This is a genomic window from Devosia sp., assembly GCF_028290645.1.
Classification (GTDB): Bacteria; Pseudomonadota; Alphaproteobacteria; order Rhizobiales; family Devosiaceae; genus Devosia_A.
Map to the genome: position 1 here is coordinate 1 of NZ_JAQGJL010000058.1, position 13,219 is coordinate 13,219.

Below are 13,219 nucleotides of genomic sequence, written 5' to 3' on the forward strand. Positions count from 1 at the left end.
GACCGCCGATGTAAAGGGCGCCGAGCTACAGCGGCTTAGGATGCGGGACGGGACGGAGATGTAACGGCCTTCGACATACGTCCCACGGACGACCAGTGTGGCGAGCGACGGGCCGGTGGGAAATCCGAGGGCTGCGATCGATGTCGCCCTGAAAGATCTATGCGCTGCGCACCTAGTAACGGTGCGATCCTTGCCGGCCGAACGCCTTACGTGGAGTTCGGACATCGCCTTACGATCGAGAATGGATCGGCTGGTGATGCCATTATCAAGGTCAGAAACGCGGCGACCGGTCGGCTCGTTGTGTCGTTCTTCGCGGCTAGGAGCCGGACGGCCGTAGTCAATGACCTGCCTGACCCAGGAGCTATCGTTCACGCTCTATGCTGTCGCCGGCGGAAACGTCAGGCCGACGGGCATTGGCTCGGCGGATTTCAATGCCAACTAGCTAGTGAGTTTCGATCGAGCGGTTTGACAGAGATCGGCGACCTGAAACAGCTCTACGATCCAGATCCCGCCATCTTTTCCCTACCCTCCCGTCCCGTCTCTGAAGGTCGCGGGCTGGGCGGCCGAACAATTTGTGTCGTCCTGCCGCCGTCCTGCGCGCGCGCCTAGCGCTTCATCGTCAGGTTCGTTGCCGAGACCTTGCCGTCCCTGCCCTTCTCGAGCTCATACGAGACCTTATCGCCCTCATTCAGGGAAGACAGGCCGGAACGCTCGAGGGCAGAGATATGCACGAATGCATCCTTGCTGCCGTCGTCCGGCTGGATGAACCCAAATCCCTTCTGGGTATTGAAAAACTTCACTACGCCTTCAGTCATTCCAGACCCTCATCAATGGCCGGCGAACTCCCGCCGGGTACTTAGGGGCGACGTCGCGTCGCCCGAACGATGAAAAAATGGCGGAAGATTGCGAACTATTCAAGACCAATTGACTGCGATTGGGTTCGTTCGACTGTCTAAGGGAGGTTCTTGGAAAGACCGCTCCGCTTAATTGCACACCAGAATGGTATAGTTTAGTTCTTTCGACTAAGATGGACCCCGCTCCGGGCCAGACCGGCGGACCGATATCTGCACGGAGTGATCGAGCATCGCGGTCGACGCCCGGCTTGCCCCAGAGTTTACGGCGCTTAGTCTCCGCTCATCGCCGGCACCCCCGCGCCACCGATCGAGAAACGAGTGCACATCGTCCATCGCCGACTTCACCGCGGGGTCTGCCGGTAAATGACCGTGTTTGGCCAACGCCAAGTCCAGCACGGACAGTACATGTCGACCCGACCTTCCGGCACTTTGACGGGAACGAGATGCAGACAGGCAATCCGCTTCTCGATCTCGCCATCGGCGGCGAGATTTGGGAGTCGCCTGCACGCAGCATCGAAAGCCATGTCCTCGGCGAGCGGCGGGGGATCGTCCACGTCCGGGTAGCTGGAATCTCAGCGACCTCCGGTCCATGCCTATCTCCTACTACCCAAGCCTGCGGCGTGCGCAGAAATCCACGTCACCCGTGCAAACCCTTCGTCCTTGTCGAGTACCAAATTCGTGCGGCGGTCCAGATCGCGAACTCGTATTCGCGATCGTCCGGCGACGGAAATCCGCGTCAGTCGGCGTCGTCATGTGGTCGAAAAACGATATCCGCTCGAGCCAGTCTTTCAGTGCCGCCGGATCGACCTGACGCACGTCGTCATCAATCTGCACCGTCGCGGCCTCGATCTCGCCGATATGTCGGTGCTGGCCTTCGATGAGTCCCCATCCGGTTCTCATATCTAGACCACCAGATCCGTCAAAAACTCAGGTTCCTGGCCGCTGTCCGTCATCGCGCGGCGTCGCATAACCCCGCGGATTGCAGATCACACGCGTCGCCCCGACGACACAGTCGCGGCTCGCATGCGTGTGCCCGTGCACCCAGAGGTGCGGCTGCCAGCTCTTGAGAACCGAACCACGAAATTGGCGCTTTGAGATTGCCCCGGAAGGGGGCCGGTTCTGGGGATCGTCCGCTATCTCTTGAAGCGGTTGTCCGCGGGGTTATCCGGCCAAGCCTTTGCAATGTCGCAGACTCAATGCGCGAGCAATTTGCCGAGCAAAAACAACAGACTGCATGGCGGTGGATGTAGTCCACTGCGAACCTGGCTCCGTCTCACTTACTAAAATAGCAGGGAACTCGACGTCGCACTCCTGAGATGCGACCACGCTTCATTTTCTCTTGCGAAATCAGAGCCTTGCCGAGCGTCCTCCGTGGCGTGGCTGGGGCGAACAGTGCCTGGAGTTGGTTCGACCGCTGTCGAAACAGGGAATTTTGTCGTCAGCTCGCTGTCCTTAAGCGGGATTGGACTGACGTTAAGTGGGATGAAGATGTCGGTTGGCGGGACCAACGAGCTGCTCAGCGGAATTGGTTTGTCGGTACCCGAAACGGCAGTACGCTTATGCGGTTTTGAGGGGCCGCAAGTCGGGATTTGCGTGCGGCTAGACGGGATAGCAAAGTCGTTGTGCGCACGAGGGGCGAGTGTCGCTGTTGCAATCGCTTCCAGCCCCCCTTGCACCGGCCAGGACGATCAAGCTGACGCGAGACATGCGGGCGGGGGCGCCGATTCGCGCGGAGGCGTGATCAGCGCATAGCGGGGGGTCTGGGAGAGGTCTCGACCGGATCCGATCACGCAACCGTGAACGGGCCTTGGACCCCCGTTTCAAAAACTCAAAATCCTTAAACGGGTTTTGAAAGGGTATTCAACCGCTGTTAAACGGGCTTTGAAAAATCCGAGCAAAATCGGGGGTTTTGCGCCGTTCTCCCTCCAACAAACTTGTTGCCTCGACCCCCAATAGTTCTGAATTTAGGTCTTCACCCCCGCTTCCGGGAGTGGAGAGATGACATGCAGCACACGACGGCCCCGACCATCGAGATGATGTCAGTTGGGGCGCTTCGACCGTACTCGGGCAACGCCCGCACCCACTCGAAACGCCAGCTGCGCCAGATTGGCGACAGCATCAAGCGCTTCGGCTTCACCAACCCGGTACTGATCAGCGATGCCGGCGAGATCATCGCCGGCCACGGCCGGGTACTCGCGGCGCGCGAGCTCGGCATCGAGACCGTGCCGACGCTGAAACTCTCCCACCTCAGCGCGGAAGAGCGTCGTGCTTACGTGCTCGCCGACAACAAGCTGGCGCTGAACGCCGGCTGGGACATGGAGATCCTGTCGATCGAGCTGCAGGCGCTCATCGACCTCGACTTCGACGTGACCCTGACCGGCTTTTCGCTGGCCGAGGTCGACCTGACCATCGACCAGGCCAAGGAGGCCGCCACCGATGGGCCGGAGGACCGGATCCCGGAACTGGGAGATGCACCGGTCACCAGGGCCGGCGATCTCTGGCAGCTCGGCGATCATCGCCTGCTGTGCGGCGATGCCCAGTTGGTGGATGATGTCGGAAGGCTCATGGGGTCTGATCGCGCCGACCTGATCTTCACCGACCCACCCTACAACGTGCCGATCGATGGCCATGTCAGCGGTCTGGGGGCGATCCGGCATCGCGAGTTCGCCTTTGCCGCGGGCGAGATGAGCCCCGCCCGGTTTACCGCCTTCCTCAAGCAGACACTCTCCAATGCTGCCGCTATGACCAGGGACGGCGCTATCGCCTTCGTCTGCATGGACTGGCGACATATCCGCGAACTCCTCGATGCCGCAGAAGGCGTCTTCTCGGAACTGAAGAACCTCTGCGTCTGGAACAAGACCAATGGCGGCATGGGCAGCTTCTACCGCTCCAAGCACGAGCTGGTCTTCGTCTTCAAGCTCGGCGATGCGCCCCACACCAACAGCTTCGGGCTGGGTGAGACCGGCCGCTACCGCACCAATGTCTGGGACTATGCCGGCATCAGCAGCATGGGGGCCGATCGCGCCGACCAGCTGTCGATGCACCCGACGGTGAAGCCGGTGGCTCTGGTTGCCGACGCCATCCGGGACTGTTCGCGCCGCGGCGAGATCGTGCTCGACCTGTTTGCCGGATCGGGGACGACGCTGATCGCTGCCGCCAGCTGTGGGCGCCTGGCGCGGGTGCTCGAGTATGATCCACTCTATTGCGACACCATCGTCAGACGCTGGGAGAACTACACCGGCAAGCTGGCGGTCCTCTCAGCGACTGGCAGCTCGTTCGAAGCATTGGCCGCTGAGCGCCAACCGGCTACGCCGCGCACCTCCCGCGCGAAGAACGCCCGGAGGAGCAGATGAGCAAGCACCCGCAGGACGGCGGCAAGCCTATGGCATCAAAGGGGTTGTCAAAGGAGGCGGTCGAAGCGGCGAAGTCGGAGATCCTTCACGGGACCGGCTACAAACGTCCGCCGCAACATTCACGGTTCAAGAAGGGACAATCGGGCAACCCCAAGGGCCGTCCGAAAGCCCAAGATTTGGGGATGGGCCAACGATCATCCAGCGCTTTGGCGCTCAACGAAGCCGAGCGACTGATCACCGTGCGTGAAGGCGACAAGGTCCATCAGATCCCCGCGATCGAGGCGGTGCACCGGGCCCAGTATGCGTCGGCGACCAAAGGCAACGCCCATGCGCAGAAGCATATCATCGAGAATTACAAGCAGGCCGACCGCGCGCGACGACAGGAGATCCGGGAGAACAACGAGTGGTGGGCCGGTTACGTTCGACGCGGGCGGGAGGCGCATGCTTACGCGGCAGAAAACGGGCTGCCGGTCCCACCTAGCCTTCCTCACCCCGATGATGTGGTGATCGACTCTGAGCGCGGCGTGCGCTTCAGCGGGCCGTTCGACGACGTTTCAGCAGAGAATTTTCGGAACACGGTTCGTCTGCGGGACGTGCTGATCATGCAGGATGCGCTGCAGCAACGTGAGGTCGAGCAAGCCGGACACGGGGAGCATGGCACCGCCCTCGCCTGCGTCATGCTGCTGGATCGGGGCTTTCCTGAACGCTTTCGGTTGTCGGAATCGGACTGGACTATGCGCATGCTCCGACTGGAGGGCGTCACCAAGCGGGAACTGCGGCGGAGGCTAACGCACGATTGGGCAGCGCTCGGGGTCGATTGGCATCCGGATAGTCGCCTGCCGACGCTGTCGAAGTTCCTCGCCATGCTCGATCAGCTTATGGAGGCGGTCGCTGAGCTGGAGCGAGAAGACAAAGGTTAGGGTGTGCGCGGTAGGGCCCCCCATGAACCCTACATGGCGACCCGTCCATCTTGCGATCGACGTCCTACGGCCGGGGGAATTTCACCGTGTCACGCGCACACGGGACGCATAGCTCCTACCAACGAAGCTGACAAGGCGCAGCACACGCCGCGCCTTTCCGCCGCGCCACCGCCGCTCACGGAAGAGGTGGTTTGTCTTCCATAGGCTACCGATGCCATTGGTCAGTATCGCCGAGGGATCGAAGTCATTGGCTGCATAATCCACCTCGCCGACGGTCACCATGTCGCCATGGTCGCCTACGTGCGCCGGCGCAGCATATGGGCCGTCCGGAATCGCCGGGTCCCCCTGCATCGCGACCATATCATGCCCTTGAGCTGCGGCGCCGCTGGCGAGCGCCGCCGCGCCACTGGCCGCGATCAGCCCACGGCGAGCTAGGATGATTATCTTTGCTGTAGGTGCTTCTAGGAACAGGCTGTGTGCAAGCGTCCTCGGTCGATCGGAACGCCTACGGCAGAATCTGACCTGCCGCGAGGACAAGCAGTGCCACCCCTGCGAGCACGTCCACCACCCGGATGACCATTGGTAGCGCCATGCCCCTGCCCTCGAGCAGTCGGACCACATGTTGGCGGGCCCATACGCTGGCGACAGCGACGCCTGTAAGCACGATGCCAACGCCCAAGACCATCGCCACGGCAAACGTCAATCCGGCCTCCGGCACACCCTGAGATGTTGCAAAGAACATCAGGAACAATGTCAGGGGACACGGGACAAGCCCGGCAGCGATGCCCGCCATGACGCCTTCTCCGTGAGTATGAGGCCGCCCGAGAAGGGCACGCAATACTAGCCACAAACCCACCCCAACGAGTAGTACACGGCTGATGAGTTCGAGCGCCGGCGCCTGACCGGCGCCGACTATGGTGCGCGTCACGATGGTATTCGTCACCACGGCCAGCAGCACTGCCATGCTGATATGGGTGACGGCAAGCGCCACGGCCGTCAGCATGACCTTGAGGCGAGAGAGATCGGAACCCACCGCGTAGGCAGCCAGCACCGATTTTCCATGCCCCGGTGTCAGCGCATGCGCCGCGCCGAAAACGATGCCAAGCGGCAGCACGGCGAGAAGCGCAAGCCAGTCATGGTTAGCCGCGAAGGCTTCGATATTGCCCGAAAAGGCGGAGCGGATCGAACCCTGCAGCTGAACCAGGAACTCGAGCATGGCCTAGTGGTGCTGCCCGGCGGGCTCAGCCATAGCAAAAGCCAGCTCTTCGCTCTCGGTGCCGGCAGCCAGTCGCAACCGGGCACTGAACTCGTGCGGCTCTTCCGGCGCCGTCTGGCTTTGCAGCAGGTGGTGGTCCCCGCCGACCGGGCGTAGGTCCAGGACCTCGGTTCGGCCGCCCTCGCGCTCGATGTCGACGCTTGCTTTCAGCCCCTCGGCGTGGCGCGAAACGCGGAGCCGCATCCGCTCGCCGTCAGGCGTATCGACGATCTGCAGCAAGCCGTTGGCAAGGCGGGTCGCGACGGGCACCGGATCCGGAGCATGGTGATGTCCACCGCCCTCTGCAGACGGCGCGAACAGGATGCTTGCTTCGGCAAGGGCGGGAAGGTGGTCTTTCAGCTCGTGCCGGAGCTGGTGGGCGATGGTGTTGGCCGCAGCGAGGAAGATGCCTTCATCGAGGGCGATCGTGACCTGGATGTGCAGCTTATGGCCGATCCAGCGGGCCTTTGCGTCGACAATCCTGTCGATGCCTTTCACATGGGCGGCGGCGTGGTGGATTTCTTCCAGGGTCCCCGGCTCGATGCCGTCGAGCATGCGCGTCAGAACCGAGCGGGCCGACTGCCAGACGATGCCGAGGATGGCGACGGTGATGAGAAGACCGATGATGGGGTCGGCCAGCGGGAAACCCATCCAGACACCGATCGCACCTGCTACGACGGCGAGGCTGGTCAATCCGTCCGTTCGGGCGTGATAGCCGTCGGCGATAAGTGCTGCCGAATTGATGCGCCGGCCGGTACGAATGCGGATCACGGCGACGATCTCGTTGCCGGCAAATCCGACGATGCCCGCACCGATCAGCCAGCCGAGGTGCTGGACTGGGCGCGGATTGATGAGGTGGTCGATCGACTCGTAGCCGGCTACGATCGCGCTCAGCAGGATGATGAGCACGATCATGATGCCCGCCAGGTCCTCGACGCGGCCGAGTCCGTAGTTGAACACCTTGGTCGCGGGGCGGCGGACCAGGACAAAGGCGATCCAGAGCGGGACGGCGGTCATTGCATCACCGACATTGTGGATCGTGTCGGCGAGCAGCGCCACGCTGCCGGAGAAGTAGACGACGACGAGCTGCATGAGCGCCGTAGCGGCGAGGATGACGAAGGACCACTTGATGGCGTTGATCCCCTCGGTCGTCGTCGCGATCGTCGCGTCGATGACGCCGTGGGTGTGGCCATGATCGCCGTCGTCCTTGTGACCCTGGCTGTGGCCATGTCCACCGGGCCCGTGGGCGCCATGTCCACCGGGGCCGAAACCGAACCAGGCCAGAATAGTGCGCAGCATGGTCATTCTCACAGGTACTTCGCCAAGGTTCTGAATTCGGCCAGGGTGGCCGCGGACGTCATCTCTCCCGATCCAAGGCCGTCGCCGAGGCAATGCTCCATGTGGTCATGGATCAACTCGCGCTTGGCATTGGTGATCGCGCTCTCCACGGCGTGCAGTTGCTGGGCCAGATCGGTGCACGAGCGCCCCGCGTCGATCATCTCGATGACCGAGGCGAGGTGCCCACAGGCCCGCTTGAGGCGCTTGGAAATGTCGGGATGGGAGTGATGTTTCATGCCGCTGTGTATCCCCCTGGGGAGGATACCGCAAGCGGCATGAGGTGCGTCAGATCAGCTTGCGAAGCTCCGCGTAATCACCGCCGGTACGCAGGGTCACGACCACGTCCTCGTTGCCCCGGTTGCGGAAAAACCAGCCATGGGTCCCATCGAACGGGGCCTGTAACTCGCCACTGTCGCCTTGCACCGCACGGCCCTCCTCGAAGCTTACCGATTGGCCGGCACCCTCGCCGTGTGCATCGAAGTTGATCACCCCGCCATCGACGACGAATTCGTAGTTGGCCGTCGCGCCTGCCGCCATGACCATCTTGTACTCGGTGCCCTGGCCGGGCGTCAGCGTGAACACCACTTCGTCCCTCCAGCCCGGAACTGCCTGTTGGCCGGCTCGGGCTCGGCAACCGCCAATTGCAGCGGCGCTACGAGGGGGGCCACGGTTTCGGGCTGCTCCGGCTGTTGGGCGGCAGCGAGAACGGCCTCCAGCGCGGCCACGCGACGCTCAAGTTCCACTGTCACGGCAGAGGGAGCGGCCATTTCCGGTGAGTCTGCCGCGGTGACGGTCTGCGCCGTCTGCGCTGCGGCCTCCTCAGCCAGCAATCCCCGCCGTGGTGTTGCGGAGTTGGCCGGGCCTCGTGTTCTCGAGCGGCGACCACCGCTAGAGCCTCATTATTCTGCCCGAGCAAGACATCTTCGCTCCGCTGTTGAAGGCCTTCGGGGCACCGGCGATCACCTCGATCCAGGGGGAATAGTGGAATGGATCGGGCCGAGCGGACCATGCCCGCGGCACGTCGATCTGTAGGACCCCCTTTAATCAACTCGGGTCGTCGCGCGGTGCTCGGGCATTGGGTCCGTCACCAGCAGGAAGGAATAGGCCCACACCCGCGTCGTCCAGCGGCCGACGCCAACGACGAAGTCGAACAGCCCGCGCGGATAGGTCCCCGTCACGATGATCATAACCCACGCAACGATCGTCACGAGCACGACTGCAATGCCGAGCATGGACAATGCAACGTAGTGGGGCAGGGCGAGCAGACATTTGACCCGAGGCAGCCAGCGGTCCAGGTCGCGCTCCACCTCGGGATAGGTGACCTCGAGGTGAACCGACTGGGCATCGACCGTGGACGGATACCCGCTTCTGACCCAAAAGCGGATGCTCAGTTCCTGTGCCTCACTTCACGGCCACGGTTGGCCTATCTCACCGAGCAATCTCCCCGGCCATCTCATGCTCGAACCAGCGCTCACGCCTTGCGGGGCTGTTGCTTGTCCAACGCGGTCAGCGCGCCCAGGCGGAGCCGAGTATGACGCTGCAGAAGTTGGTGGGCCGGAAATGCTTGTCCTTGAGGGCCAGAACGTCATCGTTGACGGTGCCGAACGTAGTGTTCGGGCGATGCTTCATCCCATCATAGAAGGCCTGGATGATATTGTTCTTGAAGTCCTCGCCACGAGGTTGTGCCGCGACCACCGCATCGCGCTGCGCATCTGTAAACTGCTCATAGGCGATCCCGAGCACGTCCATCTCGACACCCGAGGTGACGAGCGCTACTTCCGACTTCTTGTACTCCGGAATGCCTGGGGTAGTGTGCAACGCGATAGCGTCCCAGACGATTTCGACAGATGCTTCCGGGATACCGTAGCTACGGAGAAAATCTCGGGCGGCGTTTGCACCGTCAACCTCGAATCGAAGCTGCGAGTGGCGATATCTGTCGGTCAGGCCGATGTCATGAAACATCGCGCCGACATAGAGCAATTCCGGGTCGAACCTAAGCCGCTTGCGCTCGCCAGTGAGCGCGCCGAACAAGTAGACGCGCGTCGAGTGGTGGAACAGAAGGTCTGACTCGGTATCGCGGATGAATTGCGTGACATCGCGCGCCATCTTGCTGTCCGGAATCCTGATTCCGGCAATGTCGTTCGTGTCCCGCTTGGCATGTATGTGGGTCTTCACCGGGCTCATGTGCTTCTCCTCGATAAGATCAGGCGTGCCGCACCGCCAGAATTTGTAGTCATGGTGCGCTACAGTCGCTCGTCGGCTGTTGTCGGAAAAATCTCCCCTGAGCCGTCATTCGGCCGCGTGTACCCAGTCTTCCCGCTGGAGATCGAGACGCGCCCACACCTCGACCAGCGCCTCGACGAGCTGATCGATCAAGGCGTCTTCGTGGAATGGTCCCGGCGTGATGCGCAGCCGCTCGGTCCCCTTGGGTACAGTAGGATAGTTGATCGGCTGGATGTAGATGCCGTACTCGGAGAGCAGCAAGTCGCTCGCCGCCTTGCATTTCTCCGGATCGGCGATGAGGACGGGGACGATGTGGGTATCGCTCAGCATCACCGGCAGTCCCGCTGCGTGAAGCGCCGCCTTGACCCGCCTGGCACGGTCCTGCTGGCGATCGCGTTCGTGCGGCGAAACCTTGAGATGCCGGATCGCGGCGGTGGCCGCGGCGCAGATAGCCGGGGGCAGTGCGGTGGTGAAGATGAAGCCCGGCGCACAGGAGCGTACCGCGTCGATCAGCGTCGCGCTTCCGGCAATGTAGCCGCCAAGGCAGCCGAACGCCTTGGCGAGCGTGCCCTCGACCACATCGATGCGGGAGGCGGCGCCGTCGCGCGCCGCAACGCCTGCTCCACGCGGACCGTACATGCCGACGGCATGGACTTCATCGAGATAGGTCATGGCGCCATAGCGATCTGCGAGGTCGCAGATGCGACCAACCGGGGCGACATCGCCGCCCATCGAATAGAGGCTTTCGAAGACGATCAGTTTGGGGCGGCGGACGTCCTCGGCCTGCAACAGGGCTTCGAGATGGCCGACATCGTTGTGACGGAATATCCGCTTCTCGGCGCCGGCTTGGCGGATACCCTCGATCATAGAATTGTGGTTGTCCGCATCGGACAGGATCAGGCAATCCGGGATCAGCTTGGCAATGGTCGAGATGCCGGTCTGGTTCGAGACATAGCCCGAGGTGAAGACCAGTGCCGCCGCCTTGCCATGAAGATCGGCGAGTTCCCTTTCGAGTTCGACCAGCTGACGGCTGGTGCCGGAAATATTGCGCGTCCCGCCGGCGCCGGTCCCCACCCGGGCCGCCATCTCGACCATTGCGCGAACAACTTTCGGGTGCTGTCCCATGCCGAGATAGTCGTTGGAGCACCAGATCACCACTTCCCGTGGCCCTTGCGGGGAGTGCCAGATCGCGAAGGGAAACCGGCCGACGATCCGTTCAAGATCGGCGAACACCCGGTAGCGGCGTTCGGCCCTGAGCCGCGCCAGCGCCGCGGCGAAGAAGCTGTCATAGTTCGTCAAGCCAGCGGTGCTGCGGTCCTTCAGGCGGTCGTCCATGACACCCTCCCATCTGCAGACGCTGAATTTCTGTACAGGCCGGAGCAAGAGCGCCATCGGCGCGCCCAGGCACACACAACGTTCTCGTTGCTGCCGTCTGCTTGATAGGCATGGCGCACTTGCGTTGCTCGTCGGCTATTGCCGCTCTTGTTGCAAGATTGCGCTCGCGACAATGTCTGCCTCGCCGCAATTGCGGTTGCCATGCGAGGGCGAGCACGGCTTCCAGTCGATCTCTACGTCGCCAACCGGCTCTTCGACCCACGATATTGCGGTTGGCGCAAGAGCGCGACAGTTGCAGCAACAGAGCTGAAGTCATTTCGAAATGATCTGAGTAAATTTCGGATACCGGCGTTCCCATCAATGCACCCGGGGTAACGCCACAAGTAACGATGCTGCATAGCGGTGGCGTTGTTGTATGCCTTTGCCTCTAACACAGGATATCACTCATGACCGACCGCAAGCCGTCCATGACCCATGCCACCGGCACGCCCGTGGTGGACAACACCAACATTCAAACTGCAGGCCCGCGTGGTCCGGCGTTGCTCCAGGACATCTGGCTAATCGAAAAGCTGGCACATTTCGACCGTGAGGTGATTCCCGAACGCCGCATGCATGCAAAGGGTTGGGGCGCCCATGGCACCTTCACCGTCACCAACGACATTACCCGCTACACCAAGGCGAAGATCTTCTCCGAGGTCGGCAAGCAGACGCCGATGCTGGTCCGTTTCTCGACGGTGGCGGGCGAGCGGGGCGCGGCGGATGCCGAGCGCGATATCCGCGGTACTGCCTTGAAGTTCTATACCGAGGAAGGCAACTGGGACATCGTCGGCAACAATACGCCCGTCTTCTTCTTTCGCGATCCGCTGCGCTTTTCGGACCTGAACCACGCGATCAAGCGCGATCCGCGCACCGGAATGCGCTCGGCCGACAACAACTGGGACTTCTGGACGCTCCTGCCGGAGGCGTTGCACCAGGTGACCGTCGTGATGTCCGACCGCGGCATCCCGCGAAGCTTCCGACACATGCATCTGTTCGGCAGCCACACCTTCTCGATGATCAATGCCGCCAATGAGCGGAACTGGGTCAAATTCCATTTCCGCACGCACCAGGGCATCGAGAACCTCACCGACGAGGCAGCTGCCGCGCTTGTCGCCAACGACCGCGAGAGTCACGGCCGCGATCTGTTCGAGGCGATCGAGAGCGGCAATTTCCCGCGCTGGACGCTGTGGATCCAGGTGATGACCGAGGAGCAGGCCAAGACCCACAAGCACAATCCCTTCGACGTCACCAAGGTGTGGCCCAAGGGCGACTATCCGCTGATGGAGGTCGGGGTGATGGAACTCAACCGCTACCCCGACAACTTCTTTGCGGAAATCGAGCAGGCGGCATTCTCGCCGGCCAACGTCGTTCCGGGTATCGGCCACTCGCCGGACAAGATGCTGCAGGGGCGCCTGTTCTCCTACGGCGATACGCAGCGCTATCGCCTCGGCGTCAACTTCAACCACATCCCGGTGAACGCGCCGAAATGCCCGTTCCTCAGCTACCACCGCGATGGCCAAATGCGGACCGACGGCAATCTTGGCGCGACGCCGACCTATTGGCCCAACAGCAAGGGCGCCTGGATCGACCGGAACGAGGCCCTGATCGATCCGCCGCTGCCGCTCGAGGGCAGCGCGACCTTCTGGGACCATCGCGTCGATGACGACCATTACGAGCAGCCCGGCAATCTGTTCAGGAAGATGAGCCCGCAACAGCAGAAGGTCCTGTTCGAGAACACCGCCCGCGCCATGGGCGACGCGCGCCTCGAGGTCAAACAGCGGCACATCGCCAACTGCACCAAGGCCGATCCGGCGTATGGCGCCGGCGTCGCGAAGGCGCTGGGCATCACCTTCAATCCGCAGACGATCGCCGCGGAGTAGCGCGACCCGCCCAGCCACAGGC

At 62.4% G+C, this 13,219-nt stretch carries 13 protein-coding genes; 3 read left to right on the plus strand and 10 right to left on the minus strand.

All coding sequences use genetic code 11. From position 1 onward, the window contains the following. Nucleotides 1–605: 605 nt before the first annotated feature. A complete protein-coding gene (locus JWQ89_RS03065) occupies nucleotides 606–815 on the minus strand; it encodes a cold-shock protein (RefSeq protein WP_299638302.1) in 210 nt (69 codons plus the stop codon). 642 nt (nucleotides 816–1,457) lie between these two features. Next, complete coding sequence (locus JWQ89_RS03070; protein WP_299638304.1) at nucleotides 1,458–1,754, minus strand: hypothetical protein; 297 nt, start codon at nucleotides 1,752–1,754, stop codon at nucleotides 1,458–1,460. 1,103 nt (nucleotides 1,755–2,857) lie between these two features. Here JWQ89_RS03070 and JWQ89_RS03075 point away from each other — a divergent pair. Next, on the plus strand, nucleotides 2,858–4,207 hold the full coding sequence (locus tag JWQ89_RS03075; protein ID WP_299638306.1) for a DNA methyltransferase: 1,350 nt from the start codon (nucleotides 2,858–2,860) through the stop codon (nucleotides 4,205–4,207). Beyond that, nucleotides 4,204–5,127, plus strand: coding sequence for a DUF5681 domain-containing protein (locus JWQ89_RS03080; RefSeq protein WP_299638307.1), 924 nt, complete (start codon nucleotides 4,204–4,206; stop codon nucleotides 5,125–5,127). Before JWQ89_RS03075 ends, JWQ89_RS03080 begins: the two co-directional genes overlap by 4 nt. 81 nt (nucleotides 5,128–5,208) lie before the next feature. Here JWQ89_RS03080 and JWQ89_RS03085 read toward each other — a convergent pair whose 3' ends face one another. The 8 genes from JWQ89_RS03085 to hemA all read right to left on the minus strand — a co-directional run bounded on the left by JWQ89_RS03085 (nucleotide 5,209) and on the right by hemA (nucleotide 11,278). Continuing rightward, entirely contained in the window at nucleotides 5,209–5,487 is a 279-nt protein-coding gene (locus JWQ89_RS03085) for a hypothetical protein (RefSeq protein WP_299638308.1), read from the minus strand. 145 nt (nucleotides 5,488–5,632) lie between these two features. Beyond that, nucleotides 5,633–6,343 (minus strand): sulfite exporter TauE/SafE family protein, encoded by a 711-nt coding sequence (locus JWQ89_RS03090; protein WP_299638309.1) that lies wholly within the window; start codon nucleotides 6,341–6,343, stop codon nucleotides 5,633–5,635. Nucleotides 6,344–6,346: 3 nt separating this feature from the next. Next, nucleotides 6,347–7,681, minus strand: coding sequence for a cation diffusion facilitator family transporter (locus JWQ89_RS03095; protein WP_299638311.1), 1,335 nt, complete (start codon nucleotides 7,679–7,681; stop codon nucleotides 6,347–6,349). Nucleotides 7,682–7,689: 8 nt separating this feature from the next. Further along, nucleotides 7,690–7,956 (minus strand): metal-sensing transcriptional repressor, encoded by a 267-nt coding sequence (locus JWQ89_RS03100; protein ID WP_299638313.1) that lies wholly within the window; start codon nucleotides 7,954–7,956, stop codon nucleotides 7,690–7,692. A gap of 49 nt (nucleotides 7,957–8,005) precedes the next feature. Continuing rightward, nucleotides 8,006–8,305 carry a hypothetical protein gene (locus JWQ89_RS03105; protein ID WP_299638315.1) on the minus strand — a complete coding sequence of 100 codons (300 nt, stop codon included), beginning with the start codon at nucleotides 8,303–8,305 and terminating at the stop codon, nucleotides 8,006–8,008. 455 nt (nucleotides 8,306–8,760) lie between these two features. Then, nucleotides 8,761–9,027: a DUF4389 domain-containing protein gene (locus tag JWQ89_RS03110; RefSeq protein ID WP_299638317.1), complete on the minus strand. Its 267-nt coding sequence runs from the start codon at nucleotides 9,025–9,027 to the stop codon at nucleotides 8,761–8,763. A gap of 199 nt (nucleotides 9,028–9,226) precedes the next feature. Next, nucleotides 9,227–9,904, minus strand: coding sequence for an HD domain-containing protein (locus tag JWQ89_RS03115; protein WP_299638318.1), 678 nt, complete (start codon nucleotides 9,902–9,904; stop codon nucleotides 9,227–9,229). A gap of 105 nt (nucleotides 9,905–10,009) precedes the next feature. Continuing rightward, nucleotides 10,010–11,278: a 5-aminolevulinate synthase gene (gene hemA, locus JWQ89_RS03120; RefSeq protein ID WP_299638320.1), complete on the minus strand. Its 1,269-nt coding sequence runs from the start codon at nucleotides 11,276–11,278 to the stop codon at nucleotides 10,010–10,012. Nucleotides 11,279–11,724: 446 nt separating this feature from the next. On the opposite strand from hemA, the gene JWQ89_RS03125 reads away from it, so the two are divergent. Then, nucleotides 11,725–13,197: a catalase gene (locus JWQ89_RS03125; protein WP_299638322.1), complete on the plus strand. Its 1,473-nt coding sequence runs from the start codon at nucleotides 11,725–11,727 to the stop codon at nucleotides 13,195–13,197. Nucleotides 13,198–13,219 lie beyond the last annotated feature (22 nt).

What these genes read in the sequence shown, in the direction of transcription:
- hemA (WP_299638320.1), bottom strand. Translation starts at nt 11,278, where the DNA reads ATGGACGACCGCCTGAAGGACCGCAGCACCGCTGGCTTGACGAACTAT.
- JWQ89_RS03070 (WP_299638304.1), bottom strand. Translation starts at nt 1,754, where the DNA reads ATGAGAACCGGATGGGGACTCATCGAAGGCCAGCACCGACATATCGGC.
- JWQ89_RS03090 (WP_299638309.1), bottom strand. Translation starts at nt 6,343, where the DNA reads ATGCTCGAGTTCCTGGTTCAGCTGCAGGGTTCGATCCGCTCCGCCTTT.
- JWQ89_RS03065 (WP_299638302.1), bottom strand. Translation starts at nt 815, where the DNA reads ATGACTGAAGGCGTAGTGAAGTTTTTCAATACCCAGAAGGGATTTGGG.
- JWQ89_RS03075 (WP_299638306.1), top strand. Translation starts at nt 2,858, where the DNA reads ATGCAGCACACGACGGCCCCGACCATCGAGATGATGTCAGTTGGGGCG.
- JWQ89_RS03115 (WP_299638318.1), bottom strand. Translation starts at nt 9,904, where the DNA reads ATGAGCCCGGTGAAGACCCACATACATGCCAAGCGGGACACGAACGAC.
- JWQ89_RS03100 (WP_299638313.1), bottom strand. Translation starts at nt 7,956, where the DNA reads ATGAAACATCACTCCCATCCCGACATTTCCAAGCGCCTCAAGCGGGCC.
- JWQ89_RS03095 (WP_299638311.1), bottom strand. Translation starts at nt 7,681, where the DNA reads ATGCTGCGCACTATTCTGGCCTGGTTCGGTTTCGGCCCCGGTGGACAT.
- JWQ89_RS03085 (WP_299638308.1), bottom strand. Translation starts at nt 5,487, where the DNA reads ATGGTCGCGATGCAGGGGGACCCGGCGATTCCGGACGGCCCATATGCT.
- JWQ89_RS03125 (WP_299638322.1), top strand. Translation starts at nt 11,725, where the DNA reads ATGACCGACCGCAAGCCGTCCATGACCCATGCCACCGGCACGCCCGTG.
- JWQ89_RS03080 (WP_299638307.1), top strand. Translation starts at nt 4,204, where the DNA reads ATGAGCAAGCACCCGCAGGACGGCGGCAAGCCTATGGCATCAAAGGGG.